Origin of the sequence: Yinghuangia sp. YIM S10712 (assembly GCF_051388935.1) — a bacterium.
GTDB lineage: Bacteria > Actinomycetota > Actinomycetes > Streptomycetales > Streptomycetaceae > Yinghuangia.
The window spans coordinates 32,197-55,175 of record NZ_JBPKBI010000010.1 but is presented as its reverse complement, the minus strand read 5'-3'; the positions used below and the strand labels follow the sequence as shown (position 1 = coordinate 55,175).

Below are 22,979 nucleotides of genomic sequence, written 5' to 3'. Positions count from 1 at the left end.
CCCCGGCCGGGAGGGGATGGGAGCCGGACGTGTTCGGTGTTCTGCTGAAGAAGCTTGCCCGGGCGGTGGTCATCCTGCTCCTGGTCAGCTTCACCACTTTCGCACTCATGTACGGCAACGGCTCCGGGATCGCGCGGGCGGTCCTGGGTACCGAGGCCAAAGACTCCGACGTCCGGTTGGAGATGAAGCATCTCGGTCTCGACCGGCCACTGCTCGTGCAGTACGGAGACTGGCTGAAGGGGGTAGTCACCGGCGACTTGGGCGAGTCGTTCTTCACGGGACAGTCCGTGAACTCCTTGCTGGCCTCCCGAGTGCCGGTGACCCTGACCCTGGTCCTGCTGTCGATCATCCTGACGGCCGTCTTCAGCGTCCTGATCGGTGTCGTCGCCGCCGTCCGCGGGGGCTGGGTCGACCGGGTGGTCCAGTTCCTGGCCGTGCTGGGGGCCGCGATCCCGGCGTTCGTCATCGCGATCGGCCTGGTCTTCGCCTTCGCCATCTCGGTTCGGCTCTTCCCCGCCACCGGCTACGTCTCCCTGGATCAAAGCCCCGTTGGCTGGCTCGAATCCGTCACGCTCCCCGTACTGGCTCTGCTGGCGGGGTCGGTCGCCAGTGCGGCTTCGCAGTTCCGCGGAGCGGTCATCGACACGCTCTCGATGGACTTCGTCCGCACGCTGCGGGCGCGGGGGATCAGCGAGTCCCGCATCATCTTCCGCCATGTTCTGCGCAACGCCGGCGGCCCCGGGCTCATGGCCCTGAACCTGCAGATCATCGCCCTTTTGGGCGGGGCGGTGTTCGTCGAACAGATCTTCGCACTCCCGGGTCTGGGCGAAGCCGGCAACCAGGCGGCCCAACAAGGGGACGTGCCGGTGGTCATGGGAGTCCTCGTCGTGGCCATCGTCATCGTCCTCGTCGTCAACGTGCTGGGCGACCTCACGAACGCGGCACTCAACCCGAAGGCGAGGAAACGATGACGGTGAGTGTGCCCGACCTCGCCCCGGCGGCAGAGCCGCAGTCGGAGCCGACCGTGAACGGACGCTCCGTACTCCGCCGGCTCATGACCAACCCGGTCGCCGCGTGCTGTCTGGCCTTCCTGCTGTCCGTCGTGATCCTCGGGTTGGGCAGCCCCTGGCTCGCGCCGGTGGACCCCAACACCGCGGAGCTGTCCGCGGTGAACGCGCCGCCGTTCAGTGACGGGCACGTTCTGGGCGCGGACGCCTCAGGCCGGGACATCCTGTCGCGGCTGATGTCAGGCACGCGGCAGACGGCGCTGGCCTGCGGGCTCCTCCTGGCTGTCTCACTCGTCATCGGCGTGACCAGCGGCCTCGTCGCCGGCTACTACCGGGGCAGGGTCGAGACCGTCGCCAACTGGGTCTCCGATATCGTCATGACGCTGCCCGGGGTCTTGCTTCTGTTTGCCCTCTACGCCAGGACCGGGCCCAACATCGTCGCTGCGATGCTCGTCTTCGGACTCCTTATCGCACCGACGTACTACCGACTGGTCAAGTCCGTCGTGGTGGGTGTCCGAAGCGAGCTCTACATCGACGCGGCGAAAGTTGTCGGTCTCTCCGATGCGCGCATCGTGGGCCGCCACGTCCTCTGGGCGGTCCGCGCCCCGGTCGTCATCAACAGCTCGTTCGTCCTCGCCGCGGGCATAGGCATTGAGGCCGGCGTGAGCTTTCTGGGACTCGGTGATCCCTCCACGCCATCCTGGGGCACGGTGCTGCAGGACTCCTTCAGCAACATCTACACCAGCAAGGCCGGTGTGGCATGGCCCGCTCTCCTCATCAGCCTGACCATCCTGGCCCTCGTCCTGCTGGGCAACGCCTTGCGCGACGCACTCCAGTCCTCGGCGCACCGAGCGATGCCCTCACCACGCCGGCTCCGGGAAACGACCCGGCAGGCACGCGAGAAGAACACGGAAGCCCTCGTACAAGCACCGGCACCCGCCGCAGGAGCGATCCTGTCCATTCGTGGCTTGCGCATCGGATACCCGGACGGTGCGACCGGCATACGGGAGGTGGTCCACGGCGTCGACCTGGACGTCCGACCGGGCGAAGTCCACGGCTTGGTGGGCGAGTCCGGATCGGGCAAATCCCAGATCGCATTCTCCGCACTGGGCATCCTGCCCCGTGAGGCGGTCATTCTCGGGGGGCGAATCCTCCTCGACGGCAAGGACCTGCTGGCGAGTGGGCAACTCATGCGTCAGGCACGTGGTCGGCGCATCGCCTACGTTCCGCAGGAGCCGATGTCCAACCTGGACCCCTGCTTCACCATCGGGGCGCAGCTCACCCACGGCCTGCGGGCGGTCAAGACCGTAACCAAGGGCGAAGCCGAGCGTGAACTGCTCGCCCTCCTCGCCCGGGTCGGCATCAAGAAGCCGGAGAGAGTCTTCCGGCAGTACCCCCATGAGATCTCCGGCGGCATGGCACAGCGCGTCCTGATCTGCGGTGCCCTCGCCTCCGACCCGGACCTGATCATCGCGGACGAGCCGACGACCGCCCTGGACGTCACCGTGCAGGCCGAGGTGCTGGAGGTGCTGCGAGAACTGCGTGACGAGCGCGGCCTCGCCATGATCCTGGTGACCCACAACCTCGGCGTTGTCGCAGACCTCTGCGACAACGTCAGCGTCATGAAAGACGGGCGCATAGTGGAGCGGAGCGACGTGGACTCCCTCTTCGAAGCACCCACGCAGGCCTACACGCAAGAACTGCTCGCGTCCGCACGCCGCGTCGAAATCGCGGAGGTGTGACGTGACGGACACGGTTCTCAAGGTCGAAGACCTGGTCGTACGGTACGGCGGGCGGCGGGGCGCCGACACCACGGTGATCGATGGCGTCTCCTTCGGCCTCGATCCCGGGGAGACACTCAGCCTGGTGGGAGAGTCCGGATCGGGAAAGACAACGATCGGCCGCGCGATCCTCGGGCTCGCGCCCTTGACGGCCGGCTCGATCCAATTCCGCGGGGAGACCATCAACAACCTCTCCCGGGCCCGCCGACGCAAAGTCGCGCGAGACATCCAGGTCGTGTTCCAGGACCCGTACTCGTCGCTGAACCCGTCCATGTCGATCGGCGACATCCTGGCCGAACCACTCCTGGCAGCCGGGGCCCGAGACGGACGCACGCGCGTACAGGAGCTACTGGACGCCGTCGGACTCCCCGCCGACTCCGCACGGAGATCCCCCCGGGAGTTCTCCGGCGGACAGCGGCAGCGCATCGCCATCGCCAGGGCACTCGCCCTGGACCCTGCGGTCATCATCTGCGACGAACCCACCAGCGCTCTGGACGTGACCACGCAAGCTCGGGTGCTCACGCTGCTGAAGGACATCCAGCGTGCAACCGGTGTGGCCTACCTGTTCATCAGCCATGACCTCGGCGTCGTCAACGAGGTGAGTGACAGGATCGCCGTTCTCCACCAGGGGCGCATCGTCGAGATCGGGACAGCGGCTGACGTCGCGACAGCTCCTGAGCACCCCTACACCCGCAAACTGCAGATGGCGGCTCCCGTCGCGGATCCGAAGAAGCAGCGAATCCGCCGGGCCAAGCGCCTGAATCTCATGACGGAAGAGCCCTCTTCTTCCAAGAGCACAACATGACAAGCACGGGCCCGCGTGCGACGGGCGAATGTGGCTTCCGCCGACGGTCGAACACACGCCTGTCGGCGGGTGCCATGGGACGGCCGGCGCGAAGAACAGCACGCGGCCGCGGCCAAGTTCGCCTGGTCGCCGCTGCGGACTTCGTTTCGAGGAGGAGAAGGGGATGGCGATGATCCGGTGGGGCGTAGTGGGGCCAGGCACCATCGCGGCCGGGTTCGCCGAGGCGATGGGATCGGTCGAGGGCGGCGAGATCGTTGCGGTGGCGTCCCGCTCGCTTGTGCGGGCGGAGGCGTTCGCGGACAGGTTCGGGATCGCGCGCAGGTACGGGGCAGCCGCCGCGATGGCCGACGACCCGGATGTCGACGTGGTCTATGTGGCGACCCCGCAGTCACAGCATGAGCAGGACACCCTCGCCTTCCTGGCGGCCGGCAAGCATGTGCTGTGCGAGAAGCCCTTCGCGCTGGACGCCGTGCAGGCCCGGCGAATGGCACGCGAGGCCCGGGCACGGAAGTTGTTCCTGATGGAGGCGATCTGGAGCCGCTTCCTGCCCTCCTACCGCAGACTGGTCGACGTGCTCGACAGCGGTCGCATCGGTGAGCCGCTCCTGGTGGAGGCCGATTTCGGGTTCCGGATGGCGGTGGACCCCGAGCACCGCCTGTTCCGCCCTGAACTGGGTGGCGGCGCCTTGCTCGATCTCGGTGTCTATCCTGTTCAACTCTGCTCGCTGGTGCTGGGGCCAGTCGCGCACGTCGTCGCGGACGGCATCATCGGCCGAACCGGTGTCGACGAGCAGGTCGCAGCGGTGCTTCGCCACTCCGACGGAGGACTCGGCGTGGTCAAGGCGGCGATCCGCACAAGCATGGCGTGTACCGCTCGCATCGTGGGCAGTGACGGCACGATCGACATCCCGGCGCCCATGCACTGGCCCCAAGCGCTCACCGTTACCACTCATGCGGGCGGATCCGAGCGGATCGACGCTTCCTACGAGGGCAACGGGCTGCGCTTCGAGATCGACGAGGTCCACCGCTGCCTCGCTCAAGGCCTCACCGAAAGCCCGGTCATGACCCTGGATGAGACCGTCGCGCTGGCCTCAACCCTCGACGCCGTCCGCGCCCGGATCTTGGCCGACGGCACCCCCTCCACCTCGTCCTGAGCGGCGTCGCATCGGTCCCATGACGACCGTACGTGCGTCCCGCTCTGCCCCGTCGGCGCACCGCACCACCTGCACCGTACTTTTCACGGAAGGCGAACTCGATGGACCGCCCACTGATCGACTATTACGCCGCCCCCGACTCAGGGGCTTGGGCCGAAGTCGGATTCGATCCCTACCCCGCGGGTCGCCCGACCGTCGAGGTGCCGCTGGTCACGCGCCCGCCCGTATGGGCGCTGAGCGACCTGCGCGCCTACTACGACGCGATCGTGGTCGGCAGCGGCGCAGGTGGCGCGGTGGCTGCCTTTGTCCTGGCCGATAGCGGAGCGTCCGTCCTGGTGGTCGAGCGCGGCTCGTGGTTCGGCGCCCGCGATCTGGCGATCGACCACGTCCGCAACCACCGGTTCTTCTCCGGTGGCGACCTCGACACCCCGGCTGGGCACCCCCGGGCGGTGCTTGGCGAGGACGGCGAGACGGCCGTGCAGTCCGATGACGTCCGCTACCACCACAACGCGATCACCGTCGGCGGCGGCACCCGCTTCTTCGGTGCCCAGGCATGGCGGTTCCTCCCCGACGATTTCAGGATGGCTTCGCTGTACGGCGTCCCCGACGGGTCAGCGCTCGCCGACTGGCCCATCTCCTACGACGACTTGGAACCGTTCTACGAGAAGGTGGAATGGGAAGTCGGTGTCGCCGGACGCGCTCACCCCGGCGAAGGGTTCCGCAACCGCGACTACCCGATGGCGCCCTTCCCGCCTACCTCCGAAGCCAACGTGCTTGACGTCGGCGCCAAAGCGCTCGGCTGGCCGACCGGCCCGGTGCCGCTGCTGCTGAACACCGAACCCCGAAACGGCCGGGAGGCGTGCATACGCTGCGGCCAGTGCATCGGCTTCGCCTGCCCCGTTGACGCCCGCAACGGCACCCACAGCACAGTCCTGCCCCACGCCATCGACCTCGGAACCCACCTGATCACCGAAGCCCAGGCCACTCGGGTGTCCGACAACGGCGATGTCGAGATCGCCGCCGGCGGTGCCTCGCGCGTCATCCGTGGGGGGCGAATCGTGCTCGCCGGCGGAGCGATCGAGACCGCCCGCCTGCTGCAGGTGAGCGAGCTGGGCAACGACTGGGTGGGCGACTGTCTGCAGGGCCACACCTATGCTGTGGCGTTCGGCCTGTTCGACTCCGAGGTCCACAACGGCCTCGGCCCCGGCCCTTCCACCGCTATCCGCCATTTCTCCCACGGCAACGACGGGATCGTCGGCGGTGGCCTGCTCGGCCACGACTTCGTCAAGACCCCCGCCCTGCACTACCTGATGGGCCTGCCCCCCGGCATCGACCCGGCCGGGCCTGACGCCCGCCGTGCCACGGCCGGGACCTACCGGCGCACCATCAACGTCTGGGCACCGATCCAGGAGATTCCGACTCGCGACGCACGTGTCCGAATCGCCTCCACCGTGACCGACGAACTCGGACTCCCCGTTGCCCGGCTCGAAGGCCTCCAGCATCCCGAGGATCTCCGCACCTTCGCTTTCCTATCCGAACGGTCCCAGGAATGGCTGCGTGCATCAGGAGCCACCCGCGTCTGGCAGCCCGGTGCTGCGATGCGCAGGGCGCTGTCGGGCGGCCAGCATCAGTCCGGAACCGCCCGCATGTCCGACTCGCCCCGCCACGGTGCCACCGATCAGAACGGCAAAGTCTGGGGCACCGATCGCATCTACGTCGCCGACGCCAGCCTTCACGTCACCAACGGCGGCGCCAACCCCGTCCTGACCATCATGGCCCTCGCCTGGCGCACCGCCGCCCACATATCCGCCATCGGATAAGCCAGGAGACTCCGCACCAAGAAGTCGTTGTCCTCCTCCGTGCCGGCCGACGGTGCTGACCAGTTGCAGCAGATGATCAACACTGTTGCGCCGCTGATTGCTTTGGGCACAGCTGGCGTTCGTATGAGCCCCGCACGTCAAAGCGCCAGGGGTGCCTGGAGCAGGGGCCGGCGATTTCCGCGTGAGCTGAGTGCCGCCTGTGTGGTCGATGGGCATCCGGGCTGACATGGGGGCGTGTGTCAGGTGGAGGAGCGCTGCACGAAACGGGCGTTCAAAGGGGCTTCCGCGTGGCTGGGCGTTTCGCCTGAAAGAGCGGCGACGAGGGCGACGGCGCGGCGGTGTGCTGCCTCGCGAAGGTCGAAGGCGACAGTGGTGAGCGGCGGGTCGGCCAGGGGTGCGGTGGGATTGTCGTCGACGCCAATGACGGCGATGTCGGTGGGAGCGGTGAGGCTGTGTTCGCGCATGCCCGCCAGGACCGCTAGGGCTGTGTCGTCGTTGAAGGCGCAGACTCCGGTAACGGACTCCCGCTTCCAGCGAGCCACGGCCTCGGCTGCGGCGGGGACCTCCAGGCTGGTGCTCGCGACCACTGGCGGGTCGATGCCGGCGTCCGCGCAGGCGTCAGCCACGCCGCGAAGGCGTTGTTCAGCCATCGGGAGCATGCCAGGGTGTTCGGGCAGTGCGTAGCCGAGGCACCGGTGTCCGCGGCTGATCAGGTGCTCGGCCTGGAGGCGGCCGATGGGGAGCATGGCCGAGGATTCGTCGGTGTCCGACGGGAGCACCACGTCGGCCCCCGCCCGGTACAGGGCCTGGACAGTGTCGGTGTCGAACGACGTGAACCCGACCACCGCCGACGCGCCGACCGATGCGCACACATCCGGCAAGGGGCGGCCATGTGCACCTGCGAGGTGCGTGACCAGGGTCAAACTGTGGCCCGCGAGGGCTGCGGCGAGCTGCTCGATGAACCGGCTGATGCCCGAGCCGATGGGCAGGTCCGGGACGGAGAGCAGGACGATGTCGCTGCGCCCGGCGGCGAGGCTACGCGCGGAGGCGTGCGGCCGGTAGTCCAGGCGCCGGGCGGCCTCCAGCACACGGCGCTGGGTCTCCTCCGGGATCGCGTGACCGGCGCGGTTGTTGAGCACGAAGCTCACAGTGGTCTGGGAGACACCGGCAGCGCGAGCCACGTCCTTGCTGGTGATGCGCTTGACAGGTCGGGTCATGGCCTTCTCATCGCTCGGAGTACCGGGCTGGGAAGCCCGCACACACCAGGATAGGGCGCCAGTTAAGCGCATTACCGCGGCCCTCGGCTCTCGCACCAGGAAAGCCAGAGGAGTGTTACTGAGCGCCTCCTTTCTGGGGCTCCAGAGCCGAGCGCGCGATAGGCGCACAGGTGAGCCACTCCGTACATGAGTGCTACACGGAGTCCCGCCGTTACGACCATACGCGGAGGTTACTGAAACGTTACAGGCGGATGTCTTGTGGTGCGCCGTCAAGCCGCCTAGCGTCCTGATTCGCATTAGTAAATCGCATTACAAGCGCTGGGTACCGCCGAGAGCAGCCCTCGCCCCGCACCCGCGCGGAGGGATGGGTGGGTGGGCACCGAAGGCGCCGCGACGACCACGCGTCGCCGAGTCGCACAGGCCCGAAACACGGGTGCGGCGGAACCCGGCGCGACCAGTGAAGACTCGAAGGGACCAGCACGTGGGCAATCCGCCCCAGGAAAGCATCCGTCCGGGCACGCGCTGGCTCGACACCAAAGGCGAGCGCATCCAGGCACACGGTGGGTCGATCCTGCACGTCGATGGCACGTTCTACTGGTACGGGGAGAACAAGGAGAAGACCGTCCCCGGCAGCGGAATCTGGCACTGGGGCATTCGCTGCTACGCGTCCAAGGACCTTTACAACTGGGAGGACCGCGGGCTGATCATCCCACCCGAACCGGACGATCTCGCAAGCCCGTTGCACCCGTCGAAGCAGGTCGACCGGCCGCACATCATCCATGACAAGCGCACCGGACGATTCGTGTGCTGGCTCAAGATCATGGGCGACATCCAGGAGTCCACGGTGCTGGTCGCCGAGGCCATCGAAGGCCCATACCGCATCGTGCGTACGGGACTTCGCCCGCTCGGCATGAGCGCGGGCGACTTCGACCTGGTCGTGGATCCGCACGACGGCAAGGGCTACTACTACTTCGAGCGCGTGCACAGCGAGCTGATCTGCGCGGACCTGACCGCCGACTACACGGACGTGACCGGCTACTACTCCACTCACTTCCCGCAGCCACACCCGCCGTTCGTCCGCGAGGCGCCCGCGTACTTCCGGCGCGGCGCCAAGCACTACCTGGTCACCTCCGGGACGTCCGGCTACGTCCCGAACTCGTCGCAGGTCGCCGTCGCCGACAGCTACCACGGCCCGTGGACCGTGCTGGGCGACCCGCACCCCGGCGATACGACCGGTACGTCGTACCGCTCGCAGATCTCCTCAGTGTTCAGGCACCCGCACAAGAAGGACCTGTACATCGCGCTGGCCGACCGGTGGCTGCCGAACCTGTCCGCCGAGATCTGTGGCCGAGTGGTAAAAGGCATGGCGGATGCGATGACGTCGGGCGGCGGCTTGCCGACCGCCGACGAGCAACGCGAAGTGCCCGACGGGCTGTCCGACCTGCTGGACGCCAACACCTCCATCGCCGACTACGTCTGGCTGCCGATCCGCTTCGACGGCGACATGCCCGTACTCGACTGGCACGACGAGTGGCATGTCGAGGACTTCAACTGACCGCGAGCCAAAGCGCTTGGGCGGCCCGAACGGACGTGCCCCGAGACGACAGGCAGGGGTCCGATGTGGTCTCCGCTCGTTCCACCCCGACAGCGCGGCCCGGCGGCCCATGCGTTCTCTGAAGCCAAGTCCGCGCCGACTTCCCAGGACGAACACCCGCTCTTCCCCGACGAGAAACGGATCCCCGAAATGAGATCGCACTCTTCCAGAACTCGCGCCGCCGCAGTCTTGGCCGCGGCTGCCGCGCTCGTCGTCAGCGGCTGCACCGCGGAGAAGAAGGACGACCCCGCGAGCACCGCCTCCGGCGCTCCTGTCGCGCCGCCAGCGCCGAGGGTCGCTCCCGGGGTGACCGACACCTCGATCAAGCTCGGCATCACCTACCCCGACCTTTCCGCGGTCAAGCAGTTCCTCAAGATCGACCACGGCGACTACGAGGCGACGTACAACGCGCTGATCAAGAAGATCAACGACGCGGGCGGCATCAACGGCCGCAAGATCGAGCCGGTGTTCGGCGCGATCAACGTCGCTTCCCCGGCAGCAGCGCAGGAGACGTGCGTCAAGCTGACGCAGGACGCGAAGGTGTTCGCGGCGATCGGTACGTTCAACGCCAACGAGCCGATGTGCTACGTGCAGACCAACAAGACGGCGGTCGTCGGCGGTTCACTCGGCGACAAGAACTACGCCGCCGCCCAGGCCCCGTGGTTCTCCGACATCGACGGCGACGCTGTCGTCGACGCTGTGAAGGTCTTGGCCGCGAACAACGCCCTCGCGGGCAAGAAGGTCGCTGTCGTCGGCCCCGTCAACGAGCAGGCCGCCGTCAACGACCTTGTTCTTCCGACGCTGCGGGACTTCGGCGTCACTCCGGTGGAGACCGGCATCATGGACGCGTCCATGCGGGACGCTGCGGCGGTGTCCCAGCAACTCGGTGTATTCATCCAGAAGTTCCAGGCCGCGGGCGCGGACACCATCGTCGTGGTTGGCGGCATGGGCGGCGAGTTCCCCAAGCAGTTGGAGAAGACCTCGTACCGCCCCCGGCTGCTGTTCACCGACGTCACGCGCGCTGAGATCTACACCGGCGACCAAGCCCAGCACGACTTCTCCACACTCACCAACGCGACCGCAGCCGGCACCAAGGTCGACTGGAACGACCCCGCCCTCCGGGAATGCATCGCCACCGTGGAGGCGGCTATACCCGACCTCAAGGGCAAGCTGACGGTCGACCCCGCCACTCTGCCCGCCGGCACCCCCTCGCCGCAGACCTCGATGCAGACGGCGTGCCGCAACCTCACGCTCTTCAAGGCCATCGCCGACAAGGCCGGCCGCGACCTCAACTACGAGACCTTCCAGAACGCCGGCTTCACCCTGGGCCCCCTGCAGATCCCGAGCTTGAGCGACAAGGCCGACTACACCCGCGAGACCCCACACGGCGCGGTCCCGCCGCGCCTGTTCACTTACGACCCGGCCGCGAAGAAGTTCCGGACCACCTGACGGGCCTCCCGGGCAGCCTGGCACACAGACTGCCACCCCCGTCCGAGCCACCGGCACACCGCCCGGCCGCCCTCGTCGTGACGGCCGGGCGGCACCCCGGCCGACTCCGTTCGGCGCGAGCCCCCCACAGTCAGGTCACCCGCCCGAATCCGGCCGCAACGCGTCCACGCGAGCGCCCGACGGTATAGCCCGCACCGGCACTCGCCCGCCGCCCCCCGTCCTCTCGGAGTACCTCATGCGCATGTCCCATGTCCTGTCCCCGCGCGCCAATCGGCCGACGCCGTGAGTGCCCCGACCGGGCCCGCCGAGAGCGGAGGCACCACTTCGGCGGCCGGGCTCGCCGCCGGACTGATCGACGCGGAAGCCGAACGCCAGGCTCGCCAGGCGGAGGCGAAGCGTGAGGTGCTATTCGCGGACGAACTGCTCCCCGGTGTCGGCGACCAGCATGTGACGCTTCGCCAGGGACTCGCCGCCGGTGGGTCGATGACCTTCATGACGTTGGTGACGCTGGCGACGATGGACGAGTTGGAGTCCGCGGCGCTGTCGATCCTGGCACCGGACATCCGCGACGCGTTCGGGTTGAGCGACTCCGCGATCGTGTTCATTTCGGCGGCGTCGGGTGCGTTCCTGGTGCTGGGCGCGCTGCCGATGGGTTACATGGCCGACCGCTTCCGGCGCAGCCGCGTGATCGGCTGGGCCGGGATCATGTTCTCGGCCATGGTGCTCGCCTGCGGGATGGCAGCCAATGCGTTCCTGTTCTTCCTGACCCGCTTCGGCGTCGGGGTGGCCAAGTCCAGCACGATCCCGGTCAACGGTTCCCTGCTGGCGGATACGTACCCGATCGGGGTGCGCGGGCGGATGTCCGCGCTCAACTACAGCGCCGCGCGTACGGCAGGAGCACTCAGTCCCCTGCTCGTCGCGGGCATCGCCACGCTCGCCGGCGGTGATGACGGGTGGCGCTGGTCGTTCCTGATCCTCGGGCTGCCGACGTTGTTCGTGGCCATCTGGGCGTTCCGGCTCCCGGAGCCCAAGCGCGGGCAGCACGAGATGAAGTCGGTCCTCGGCGAGGTCGTCGAGGACAAGAAACCGATGCCGATCTCGATCGAGGCTGCGTTCGCGCGGCTGCTGCGCATCAAGACGATGAAGAGCGCCATCCTGGCGTTCTCCGCGCTCGGGTTCACGCTGTTCACCGGTGCGATCCTGAGCAGCTTGTGGGCGGACGACCACTTCGGGATGTCCACCTTCGAGCGCGGCGTGTGGGGTTCGGCGACCGGCGTGGCGGTTCTGGCGCTGCTGCCGTTCGTCGGGCCGTGGTACGACCGGCTCTACCACCAGGACCCCTCCCGCGCGGTGGCGCTGCTGGGCTACCTGCTCCTGCCGGGCGCCGTGCTGTTGCCGATCCAGTGGTTCATGCCGACCGGCTGGGCGTTCATGTTGCTGGCGATCCCGGGCGGCATGCTCAGCTCCGTGGCGTTCGCGATGACCGCCCCGATCATGCAGTCGGTCGTGCCGTACCGCCTGCGTGGTCTGGGCACGGCGCTGGGCTCGCTGTACATCTTCTTCATCGGCGCCACCGGCGGGGCGATCCTGTCCGGCCTGATCAGCGACGCGTACGACCCTCGTGTCGCCATGCTGGTCATCGGCATACCCGCGAGCGCCATCGGCGGGCTCCTGATGCTGCGCGGCGCCAAGACCATCCGCAACGATCTCTCCCTCGTGGTCCAGGAATTGCGCGAGGAGCTGGAGGAGAACGAGCGGCAGAAGCAGGACCCGGAGACGATCCCGGTGCTCCAGGTGAACAACATCGACTTCTCGTACGGCCAGGTACAGGTGCTGTTCGACGTCGCGTTCGATGTCAAGCGCGGGGAGACCCTGGCCCTTCTCGGCACGAACGGTGCGGGCAAGTCGACCATCCTGAAGGTGATCTGCGGCCTCGGCACCCCCGAGCGCGGGGTGGTCCGGTTGAACGGCCAGACGATCACCTACGTCGCACCCGAGCAGCGTGGCCGGTACGGGATCCACCTCCTGCCGGGTGGCAAGGGCGTGTTCACCGACATGACCGTCCGGGACAACCTGGAGATGGCGGCGTTCCGGTTCCGCAAGGATGCGGCGCGTCGGGACGAGCGATTCGCGTACGTGCTAGACCTGTTCCCGGACCTGAGGGACCGTCAAGGCCAGGTCGCGGGATCCTTGTCGGGTGGTCAGCAGCAAATGCTGGCGCTGGCCATGGTGCTGATGCACGATCCCGAGGTGTTGCTGATCGACGAACTCTCCCTCGGGCTCGCGCCGGTGGTGGTGCAGGACCTCCTGGCGATCATCGAGCGGCTCAAGCAGGACGGCCTGACGATCATCGTCGTCGAGCAGTCGCTGAACATCGCCCTCGCCATCGCGGACCGTGCGGTGTTCCTGGAGAAGGGGCAGGTCCGCTTCACCGGGCCCGCCCGCGAACTCGCCGAACGCGACGACCTCGCCCGCGCGGTCTTCCTCGGCCGGGAAGGCGGCTGACACCCATGGAAATGCCAACCACACAACTGCTGTTCGACGGCGCGGTCACCGGCCTGGTCATCGGGCTCCTCGCCATGGGCATCGTGCTCGTGCACCGCTCCACCCGCGTCATCAACTTCGCCGTCGCCAACATGGGCCTCATCGGGTCCGTGCTGTTCGCGCTGCTGGTTGTCCGCTACAGCGTGCCGTACTGGATCGCCTTGGCGATCGCCCTGGTCGTCGGCACGATCTTCGGCGCGATAGTCGACCTGGTCGTCGTGCGGCGGCTGTTCAACGCACCGCGCGTGATCGTCCTGGTCGCCACCATCGGCGTTGCCCAACTCGCGCTGACAATCGTGACATCCCTGCCCGAGATGGACGACTACACCAACGATGTCTACCCGGTTCCGTGGTCTGGAACATGGTCGCCTACCGATGACCTCACAGTCACCAGCGCTCAGATGAGCATCCTGGTCACCGTTCCGGTCGCGGCGGTCCTGCTTGCCCTGTTCCTCGGCCGGACGATCCTCGGCAAGACTGTCAAGGCGTCCGCCGGGAACCCGGAACTGGCGCGTTTGAACGGCATCAGCCCCAAGTTGGTGTCGACGGCGGTGTGGGCGATCGCAGGACTCCTCGGGACACTGTGCCTGATCCTGATCTCGGCGCAGAACACGTCGCTCACCCAGATCACCACCCTCGGCCCGGGAACCCTCCTGCGGGCGCTGGCCGCCGCCGTGCTGGCGCGCATGGTGTCGTTCCCCATCGCGTTGGGTGCGGGTGTGTTGCTGGGGTTGTTGCAGTCGTTCATCCAGTTCAACTGGCTGGACCAGCCGGGTCTGACGGATCTGGTGCTGCTGGTCCTGGTGCTGGTGGCGGTGTTCTTCGTCAGCCGTGGGCGCGACACCGAGTCGTCGTCGTTCTCCTTCGCCCCGAAGATCAAGCCGGTCCCCGAACGCCTCAAGGGCGTGTGGTGGGTGCGGCACATGGAGCGCGCCACGCTGCTGTTCCTCGGCCTGGTCGCGGTGATCGTGCCGCTTTTGGTGACCCAGCCGTCGCGGCACCTGACCTACACGGTGATCCTGGCGTACGCGATCTGCGCCACCTCGGTGACGATCCTCACCGGCTGGGCCGGCCAACTCTCCCTGGGACAGATGGCGTTCGCGGGCCTGGGGGCGCTGCTTGCGGCGGCGCTGAACCGCGGCCTGCGCATCGAGGCGGGCGACAGCGTCTACAGCTTCCGGGGTTTGACGTTCCCGGCGGCAGTGCTGGTGGCGACACTCGTGACCGCCGCGCTGGCGGCGCTGATCGGCGCCGGCGCACTACGCGTACGCGGGCTCTTGCTCGCAGTGAGCACCTTCGCGTTCGCGATCGCGGCTGAACAGTTCTTCTACCGCCGCGAAATGTTCCACGACGAGGGCATGGACACCGCGTCCTTCCCCCGCAGCTCGGTCTTCGGGATCGACGTCACCAGCCAACGCGCTTACTACTACCTCGTGTTGATCGTCCTTGTGCTGGTCATGTGCGTCGTCGCGAGGCTGCGCAAATCCGGCGTCGGCCGCACCACGATCGGCGTCCGGGACAACCCTGCGACAGCGGCGGCGTACACGGTCGCCGCGGCACGGGTGAAGCTGCGCACGTTCGCCCTCGCAGGCGGCATCGCCGGGCTCGGCGGCGCGCTGCTGGCCGGTGCGGTGCAGACCGTGCCATACGCCGACAAGTACTTCCTCGGCGACGACTCCCTCGTCCTCGTGTCAATCGTGGTGATCGGCGGCCTCGGGTCGGTCTCGGGTTCGGTCCTCGGGTCGCTGTGGGTGATCGGCCTCCCGGCGATCTTCCCCGACAACGAGCTCGTGCCGATGCTGACCTCCAGCCTCGGTCTGCTGATCCTGCTGCTGTACTTCCCCGGCGGCCTGGTGCAGATCGGCTACAGCGCACGTGACGCCCTGCTCGCCTGGGCGGACAGGAAGCTCGGTCCCGCCCCGACGACGAAGACCACGACCGCGCCACCGGTCGTGCTCGTCCGCAAGGTCCGCGAGCCGCTGCCCGCCGACAAGCCCGTGCTGGCAACGTCCCGGGTCAAGGTGCGATTCGGCGGCCGGGCGGCGGTCGACGGGGTGTCGATCGAAGTGCGGCCGAACGAGATCGTCGGCCTGATCGGCACCAACGGGGCCGGCAAGTCGACGCTGATGAACGCGATCGGCGGGTTCGTCCCCGCCAGGGGCACGGTCGAACTTCTCGGCCGCGACGTGTCGGGCATGGCCCCGGCCGCTCGCGCCCGGACGGGGCTCGGCCGCACCTTCCAGGCGGCGGCGCTCTTCCCGGAGCTGACCGTGCGTGAGACCGTGCAGATCGCCTTGGAGGCGCGCGGTCGGACCGGGTTGCTGTCCACCGCGTTGTACCTGCCGCACACCTTCAAGCGCGAGCGCGCCAAGAAGTCCGACGCGGACGACCTGGTCGACTTCCTCGGACTCGGCCGGTACGCCGACGCGTTCATCGGCGACCTGTCCACCGGGACGCGCCGCATAGTCGAACTCGCCGGTCTGCTGGCGCTGGACGCGCAGGTCCTGTGCCTGGACGAGCCGACCGCCGGCGTCGCCCAGCGCGAGACGGAGGCGTTCGGTCCGCTGATCCAGGAGATCCGCCGCGAACTCGGCGCGTCGATGCTGGTCATCGAGCACGACATGCCGCTGATCATGGGCATCTCCGACCGCGTCTACTGCCTGGAGACCGGCCGTGTCATCGCCGCCGGCGAACCGGACACCGTCCGCAACGACCCCAAGGTCATCGCCAGCTACCTCGGTACCGACGAACGCGCCATCGAACGCAGCGGCACCGCAACGGCTCCTCGCCTGTCGGACACGGCCGCAGGAGCATCCCGATGACGTAGGCCCGTGGCTTCGTACGCACCCACTCGCACCGCCGCGACTGGTTCCGAACACTGGAGATCGAAGTGATCCGGGTTTCCTTCAACGACGACTGGCAAGTCCGCACGAAAGTCAATCTTTTCGCCGAGATGTCCGGTACCTCGGTGCCGTACCAGCCGGTGACGTTGCCGCACGACGCCCTGATCGGGCAGGAACGCAAGAACCCGGTCGGTGGGTCTGGGACGGAGGGCGGCGCCGGGGCCTACTTCCCCGGTGGGACGTTCGAGTACCGCAAGACCTTCTTCGTCCCGGAGGAGTATCGGGGCAAGCGGATCTTCTTCGAGTTCGAGGGCGTCTACCGCGATGCGGTCGTCCACATCAACCGGGACTACGCGGGGCAGCGCCCGTATGGCTACTCGCACTTCCGTATAGATGCCGACCGCTTCCTGCGGTTCGGGCAGGACAACGAGATACACGTCGAGGCCCGGTCCCACCAGGACTCGCGGTGGTACACCGGCGCGGGCATCTACCGCGACACGTGGATGCTTGTCGGGGATCTGGTGCGCATCGCGCCGGACGGGGTCCGCGTCACCACACCGGACGTCGACGGGGACCTCGCGGTGGTCGAGGTCGCCTGCACGGTCGAGAACGACTCCATCGCGATCCGGACGGTCACCGTCGCCACCGAGGTCTGTGACACGGGCGGGACTGTCGTCGCCACCGACGTCTCGAAGGTCACGGTGTTGCCCGGAGAGCCCGCGATCGCCCGGCAACGCTTCTACATCAGCGACCCGTTGCTGTGGGGCCCGGACTCGCCCGCGCTGCACACAGCCCGCGTCACGTTGACCGACGATGACGGCGAGGTGGACGCCGAGACAGTCACGTTCGGCATACGTTCCCTGCACCTGGACCCGGTACGCGGGCTGCGGATCAACACGGAACCGGTGAAGCTGCGCGGCGCGTGTGTGCACCACGACAACGGGGTCCTGGGCGCGGCAACGCTCTCCGCCGCCGAGGAACGCCGTGTCCGGATCCTCAAGGACGCCGGATTCAACGCGATACGCATGTCGCACCATCCGATGAGCCGGGCGATGCTGAACGCGTGCGACCGGCTCGGGATGCTGGTGATGGACGAGGCGTTCGACGTGTGGACCTCAGGCAAGAGCGAGTTCGACTACCACCTGCACTTCGCCGAGTGGTGGGAACGCGACATCGAGGCGATGGTCACCAAGGATTTCAACCACCCCAGCGTCATCATGTATTCGATCGGCAACGAGATCCCCGAGACCGGATCCGCGGTCGGGGCCGCGCTGGGCCGCAAGCTCGCGGAGAAAGTCCGCTCCCTCGACCCGACCCGCTACGTGACCAACGGCATTAACGGCATGCTCGCCGTCCTGTCGGAACTCTCCGCCCTCAGGCAGCAGTCCGACGATGGCGCCGGCATCAACACGCTCATGGCCGCCGACCCCGGCGAGGGCATGAGCCGCATCAGCGCCTCCGAACTGGTGACCGGGCGCACCGCAGAGTCCTTCGCCGTCCTCGACGTCGCGGGCATCAACTACGGCGAGGCCCGCTACGCCCTCGACTGCGACTCATTCCCGAACCGGATCATCGTCGGTACCGAGACCTTCCCCACCCGGATCGACGGCAACTGGCGACTGGTCACCGAACACCCGCACGTCATCGGGGACTTCACCTGGATCGGCTGGGACTATCTCGGCGAAGTCGGCATCGGCCGGCCGCAATACCTCACCGAGGACGCCCCGCGGCCCACCCACGTGGCCCCCTATCCCCATTTGACCGCGGACTGCGGCGACATCGACATCACCGGCCACCGCCGCCCCGCCTCCTACTACCGCGAGATCGTCTTCGGCGTGAGTCCACGCCCCTACATCGCCGTCCAACGGCCGCAGCACCACGGCAAGACGTACGCGGGCACCCCGTGGGCGTGGAGCGACACCCTCTCCAGCTGGACCTGGCCCGGCCACGAGGGCTCGCCGATCGTCGTCGAGGTCTACAGCGGCGCCGACGACGTCGAGCTGATCGTCAACGGACACTCCCTCGGACGGCACCCGGTCGGCGCGGACCAGCGGTTCCGCACCGCGTTCGACACGGTCTACGAGCCGGGCGAACTCGTCGCCATCTCCTACCGGGACGGCGTCGAGACCGGCCGCCACGCCCTGAGGTCGGCGACGGGCCCGCTGCGGCTGCGCGCCGAAGCCGACCGACCGGTCATCACTGCGGCCGGCGGCGACGTCGCCTACATCACCCTCACCCTGATCGACACAGACGCAACCTGCCACACCGCGGCCGACCGGCCGGTGCGCGTCGAGGTCTCCGGTGCCGGTGTTTTGCAGGGGTTCGGCAGCGCCGAACCGTCCACCGAGGAACGGTTCGACGCCACCGAGCGCCACACCTACCAAGGACGGGCCCTGGCCGTTCTCCGCCCCACTGGCCCCGGCAAGATCCGCCTCCTGGCCACCGCCACCGACTGCGAACCGGCCGAGATATGGGTCACCGTGGAATAGCCGACGGCACCGACGCACTCAACCGATCAAGGGAAGCCACCGTGATCCCCGAACCCCTCAGGCAGGGCATCCTGGCCGGGATGGCGGCGCAAATGACCATGCGCGCCACGCAGTTCGAACAGTTCGTCCCACTGCCTGATCAGGTCGTCTTCCTCGGTGACAGCATCACCGAGGGTGGCTTGTGGCACGAGTGGTTTCCCGGGCTTCCGGTGCTCAACCGCGGGATCGGGGGCAACACCGTCGACGACGTCCTCGCGCGTCTCGACACCACGTTGGTGAATCCGGCCGCGGTGTTCCTGCTTGTCGGCACCAACGACCTGGACACCGGTACCGGTATGGAGCAGTTCCTTGCCCGCGGACCCCGGCGCACAGCAGAAGAGACCGCGGAACGCATGCGACACCTGGTCGCCGCGATCCGCGAAGGTGCCCCGGAAACAGCCCTGTTCGTCCAGAGCGTCATGCCACGGCAAGCCGAGCTGGCGGACATGCTCCGCACGCTCAACGCCGAGTACCGGCGGATCGCGAAAGACGCCGCGGGAACCTACATCGACCTGTGGCCCGCCCTCGCCGACGCCACGGGACAACTCCGACCCGAGTACACCCTCGACAACCTCCATCTGACCGGCGCCGGATACGCGGCGTGGGTCGGGCAGCTCAGGCCCTACATCGCCGAACTTCCCATCGCACGTGCCCTCGCAGGCTCCGATACGAGCGACTGACCCGCAGAACGGCCGACCCGCGACACCGCACTGCGGCAGGCCGTCCGCCCGACCCGGCTGCACACGCGGGACTCGCGCTCACCTGCCGGTCGCCGATATGCGGCCGTGTCTCGACTTGAGTCAAAGGATTGCCCATGCACACAAAGATCGATGTCGAAGACGTTCTCGCGGCGTTGACCCTGGAGGAGAAAGCCTCGCTGCTGTCAGGGCGGGGAGCCTGGGAAACGGCGGACGTCGAGCGGTGCGGCGTCCCCTCGATCGTGCTGACCGACGGCCCGCACGGTGTCCGCATGCATGACCCGAAGGCCGAAAGCTTCAGCTTGGACGCGAGCCTGCCGGCCACCTGTTTTCCTACCGCGGCGGCGCTTGGGTCGTCCTGGGATGTCAACCTGCTCACCCGTGTCGGCGAGGCGCTCGGGGCCGAAAGCCGGGCGACCGGGGTGGCGGTCCTGCTCGGCCCCGGGATCAACATCAAGCGGTCGCCCCTGTGTGGGCGCAACTTCGAGTACCTCTCGGAGGACCCGGTCGTCAGCGGTCGCCTGGGTGCCGCGCTGGTGCGGGGCGTGCAGAGCACCGGCGTGGGAGCGTCGGTGAAGCACTATGCCGCCAACAACCAGGAAACCAACCGCATGCGCATCAGCGCCGACGTCGACGTCCGCACGCTGCGGGAGATCTACCTGGCCGCCTTCGAACACGTCGTGACCGCGGCGAAGCCGCTGACGATCATGGCCGCGTACAACAAGGTCAACGGCGTGCATGCCGCGCAGAATCCGTGGCTGCTGACCGAAGTGCTGCGCGGGGAATGGGCGTACGACGGCTTGGTGGTGTCCGACTGGGGGGCGGTCAAGGATCCCGTGGAGGCGGTGGCCGCGGGTCTGGACCTGGAGATGCCGTCGACGAACGGCGCCAGCGCCGCCCGGCTCGTCGAAGCAGTGCGGGCCGGGCGTATCGAGGAAGCAGTTGTCGACCGAGCCGTGACCCGCCTGCTCACACTGATCAACCGTACGGCCGCCCCTCAACCACCGGTCCAGGATGTCAACCTCGCGGAGCACCACGCTCTCGCGAGGACGGCCGCCGCGGAATCCGCGGTGCTGCTCAAGAACGAGGACGCGGTCCTCCCCTTGGACCCGGACGCCCGTGCGGAGGTGGCGGTGATCGGGGAGTTCGCCCGCACGCCGCGGTTCCAGGGGGCCGGCAGCTCCAAGGTCCGCCCCACCCGGGTCGACAACGCCCTCGACGCTCTCACCCAGGCCGCCGGAGAGCACCTGCGCCTGTCGTTCTCGCCGGGCTTCACCTTGTCCGGGGACAAGAACGATGCCCTGTTGTCCGACGCGGTGGCCGCCGCCGAAGCAGCGGATGTCGCGCTCGTGTTCCTCGGACTGCCCGAGGGCTTCGAGTCCGAAGGCTACGACCGCGACAGCATCGATTTGCCGGAGGTCCAGCTCCGGCTTCTCGACGCCGTGGCACAGGTCAACCGCAACGTGGTCGTCGTCCTCGCCAACGGCGGGGTGGTCGAGGTCGCGTCGTGGCAGCACCATGCACGGGCGATCTTGGAAGGTTGGCTGAACGGGCAGGCCGGGGGCGGCGCGGTCGCCGACCTGCTGTTCGGGCGAGCCAACCCGTGCGGCCGGTTGGCCGAGACCGTCCCGCTGCGGCTCCGGGACAATCCCTCGCACCTCAACTTCCCCGGCAGCGAGGGCCACGTGGCCTACGGGGAGCGCCTCTACGTCGGCTACCGCTACTACGACGCCCAGGACATAGCCGTCGGCTACCCCTTCGGGCACGGCCTGTCGTACACCACCTTCGGCTATTCCGACCTGCGCACCACAGTCGACGGGGAGGGCGAGGACGTCGTCCTCCAGGTCCGCCTCAATGTCACCAACACCGGCCCGGTCGCCGGCAAAGAGGTGGTCCAGGTGTACGTCGGCGACGTCGACGCGTCGGTCGACCGACCCGTCCGGGAACTCAAAGCGTTCGCGAAGGTCGCACTCCAGCCCGGGGAGTCCACCCCCGTTGAATTCGAACTCCATGCCCGGGACCTGTCGTTCTTCAGCATCACCCACGACCGCTGGGTCCTCGAAGCCGGCGACTTCACGATCGGCGTCGGCGCGTCGTCACGCGACCTGCGCCTGACCGCCACCGCCACCGTCGACGCGCCGTCGCTCGCCCTGCCTGTCACGTGGGACTCGGCCATCTGGGAGTGGCTGGCACACCCCGACGGCGGCCCGATCCTCCTCCGGGCGCTCCGCGAGGCGGAGGGCTCGTCCGTTGGGACCGACCCCACGATCCTGGCCATGATCGAGTCGCTGCCGCTGAGTCAACTGGTCACCATGAGCGGCAACCGCATCGACACCACGGAACTCAGCCGCCTGCTCGACGAAATGACCGTTGAGAGCAGCTGAACGGTCCGACGGACCCGGCGCCGGTCGGCGCGGCCGACCGCGGCGTACGAGGGCTTGCTCTCTGCGCCGTCGACGCGATGGTGATGAAAATCCCGCGATCGGGCACGACGAGTGCCTCACCTGGTCGGCGCCTCGCACACCGAAGTCCGGCTGCGCGGAGCCATCCGCGACCGGGCCCGTGTGCCGGGCCGACCACGACGACGTGATGCGCACCCCCGTCGACATCTACCCCCTGCCCGCCTGAGCCCCACTTGCAGAGGTTTCTTCCGCCATGCCCACAGGTTCACGACGCGGCGTATTGAGTCGCCGCAGATTCTCCGCTATTGCCATGGGTGCGACGGCGGCCGTGGCCGCCGGGTGCTCCGACTCCGACCCCGGCGAAGAGTCGCCGCCGGTCACTTCCGGGCCCGGTGGGGCCGGTTCCCTGTCCGTCGCGGTTCCCACCGACGCGGCGAGCATGGACCCGATGTACACCCACACCTTCGGCGCTGTCGAGGGAAACCGGCTGGCGGCCGTCTACGACGTGCTGGTCTGGTCGGACCCGGCCACCGGCACCGTGCAGCCGCACATCGCCGAAGCCTTGACCCCGCGGGAGAACGGCACGGCGTGGACGCTCCGGCTCCGTCCCGGCATCACGTTCTCCGACGGGACGCCGTTCGACGCCGAGGCCGTCCGGTTCAACTGGGAGCGCCACCGCGACTCCACGAACCACTCCCTGCAACTCCCCGCGACCGCGGACATCTCGTCGTTGCGGGCCACCGACCCGCTGACCTTGCAGATCCAACTGCGGCGCAGCAACGCGAACTTCGACCGCACAGTGGCCCGCCATCTCGCCTTCCTCGTATCGCCCACCGCGGTCCGCAGGGACCCGGTCGGCGTCGGCCGCAGACCCGTCGGGGCCGGGCCGTACCTGCTCGCCGAATGGGCCCGTGACGGCCGTCAGGTGTTCACCCGCAACCCCGGCTACTGGCAGACCGCCCGCAGCCTGCCCCGTTTCGAGAGCATCACCATGTCCGTCGTCGGCGACGCGACCGACGCCGTCAACGACGTCGGCTCCGAACACCTGGACGCGGCAGTGGTGTTCGCGCCCGCAGCCATCACCCGCGCCGCCGAGCGGCGGCTCGCCGTCCAGCAAATACATTTGGACGGCGGGGCG

General features: G+C 68.2%; 14 protein-coding genes. 13 read left to right on the top strand and 1 reads right to left on the bottom strand.

The window, feature by feature from the left end; genetic code table 11:
- Positions 1-29: 29 nt before the first annotated feature.
- The 5 genes from ACRX5W_RS20400 (at position 30) to ACRX5W_RS20380 (ending at position 6,566) form a co-directional block, all read left to right on the top strand.
- Entirely contained in the window at positions 30-971 is a 942-nt protein-coding gene (locus tag ACRX5W_RS20400) for an ABC transporter permease (RefSeq protein WP_436789665.1), read from the top strand.
- A 2-nt stretch (positions 972-973) separates the two neighbouring features.
- Positions 974-2,749 carry a dipeptide/oligopeptide/nickel ABC transporter permease/ATP-binding protein gene (locus ACRX5W_RS20395; protein WP_436789664.1) on the top strand — a complete coding sequence of 592 codons (1,776 nt, stop codon included), beginning with the start codon at positions 974-976 and terminating at the stop codon, positions 2,747-2,749.
- A gap of 1 nt (position 2,750) precedes the next feature.
- On the top strand, positions 2,751-3,593 hold the full coding sequence (locus ACRX5W_RS20390; protein ID WP_436789663.1) for an ABC transporter ATP-binding protein: 843 nt from the start codon (positions 2,751-2,753) through the stop codon (positions 3,591-3,593).
- A gap of 163 nt (positions 3,594-3,756) precedes the next feature.
- Positions 3,757-4,746, top strand: a complete 990-nt coding sequence (locus tag ACRX5W_RS20385; RefSeq protein ID WP_436789662.1) for a Gfo/Idh/MocA family protein — start codon at positions 3,757-3,759, stop codon at positions 4,744-4,746.
- 101 nt (positions 4,747-4,847) lie between these two features.
- Positions 4,848-6,566: a GMC oxidoreductase gene (locus tag ACRX5W_RS20380; RefSeq protein ID WP_436789661.1), complete on the top strand. Its 1,719-nt coding sequence runs from the start codon at positions 4,848-4,850 to the stop codon at positions 6,564-6,566.
- Between the two features lie 239 nt (positions 6,567-6,805).
- Here the strand turns inward: ACRX5W_RS20380 and ACRX5W_RS20375 are convergent, their stop codons facing one another.
- Entirely contained in the window at positions 6,806-7,783 is a 978-nt protein-coding gene (locus tag ACRX5W_RS20375) for a LacI family DNA-binding transcriptional regulator (RefSeq protein WP_436789660.1), read from the bottom strand.
- A gap of 481 nt (positions 7,784-8,264) precedes the next feature.
- On the opposite strand from ACRX5W_RS20375, the gene ACRX5W_RS20370 reads away from it, so the two are divergent.
- The 8 genes from ACRX5W_RS20370 to ACRX5W_RS20335 all read left to right on the top strand — a co-directional run.
- Positions 8,265-9,338, top strand: coding sequence for a family 43 glycosylhydrolase (locus ACRX5W_RS20370; protein WP_436789659.1), 1,074 nt, complete (start codon positions 8,265-8,267; stop codon positions 9,336-9,338).
- Positions 9,339-9,527: 189 nt separating this feature from the next.
- Entirely contained in the window at positions 9,528-10,826 is a 1,299-nt protein-coding gene (locus tag ACRX5W_RS20365; RefSeq protein ID WP_436789658.1) for an ABC transporter substrate-binding protein, read from the top strand.
- A gap of 282 nt (positions 10,827-11,108) precedes the next feature.
- Entirely contained in the window at positions 11,109-13,331 is a 2,223-nt protein-coding gene (locus tag ACRX5W_RS20360) for an ATP-binding protein (RefSeq protein WP_436789657.1), read from the top strand.
- 5 nt (positions 13,332-13,336) lie between these two features.
- Positions 13,337-16,192, top strand: coding sequence for an ABC transporter permease subunit (locus tag ACRX5W_RS20355; protein WP_436789656.1), 2,856 nt, complete (start codon positions 13,337-13,339; stop codon positions 16,190-16,192).
- A gap of 68 nt (positions 16,193-16,260) precedes the next feature.
- Positions 16,261-18,702, top strand: a complete 2,442-nt coding sequence (locus tag ACRX5W_RS20350) for a glycoside hydrolase family 2 protein (RefSeq protein WP_436789655.1) — start codon at positions 16,261-16,263, stop codon at positions 18,700-18,702.
- Positions 18,703-18,743: 41 nt separating this feature from the next.
- The gene (locus ACRX5W_RS20345; RefSeq protein WP_436789654.1) at positions 18,744-19,421 is read left to right on the top strand and encodes a DUF459 domain-containing protein; all 678 of its coding nucleotides are present in this window, start codon (positions 18,744-18,746) and stop codon (positions 19,419-19,421) included.
- A gap of 134 nt (positions 19,422-19,555) precedes the next feature.
- Entirely contained in the window at positions 19,556-21,823 is a 2,268-nt protein-coding gene (locus tag ACRX5W_RS20340) for a beta-glucosidase family protein (protein WP_436789653.1), read from the top strand.
- 466 nt (positions 21,824-22,289) lie between these two features.
- Positions 22,290-22,979, top strand: a 690-nt coding sequence (locus tag ACRX5W_RS20335; RefSeq protein WP_436789652.1) for an ABC transporter substrate-binding protein, incomplete at its 3' end; no start/stop codon positions are given.

What these genes read in the sequence shown, in the direction of transcription:
- ACRX5W_RS20365 (WP_436789658.1), top strand. Translation starts at nt 9,528, where the DNA reads ATGAGATCGCACTCTTCCAGAACTCGCGCCGCCGCAGTCTTGGCCGCG.
- ACRX5W_RS20355 (WP_436789656.1), top strand. Translation starts at nt 13,337, where the DNA reads ATGGAAATGCCAACCACACAACTGCTGTTCGACGGCGCGGTCACCGGC.
- ACRX5W_RS20375 (WP_436789660.1), bottom strand. Translation starts at nt 7,783, where the DNA reads ATGACCCGACCTGTCAAGCGCATCACCAGCAAGGACGTGGCTCGCGCT.
- ACRX5W_RS20385 (WP_436789662.1), top strand. Translation starts at nt 3,757, where the DNA reads ATGGCGATGATCCGGTGGGGCGTAGTGGGGCCAGGCACCATCGCGGCC.
- ACRX5W_RS20340 (WP_436789653.1), top strand. Translation starts at nt 19,556, where the DNA reads ATGCACACAAAGATCGATGTCGAAGACGTTCTCGCGGCGTTGACCCTG.
- ACRX5W_RS20380 (WP_436789661.1), top strand. Translation starts at nt 4,848, where the DNA reads ATGGACCGCCCACTGATCGACTATTACGCCGCCCCCGACTCAGGGGCT.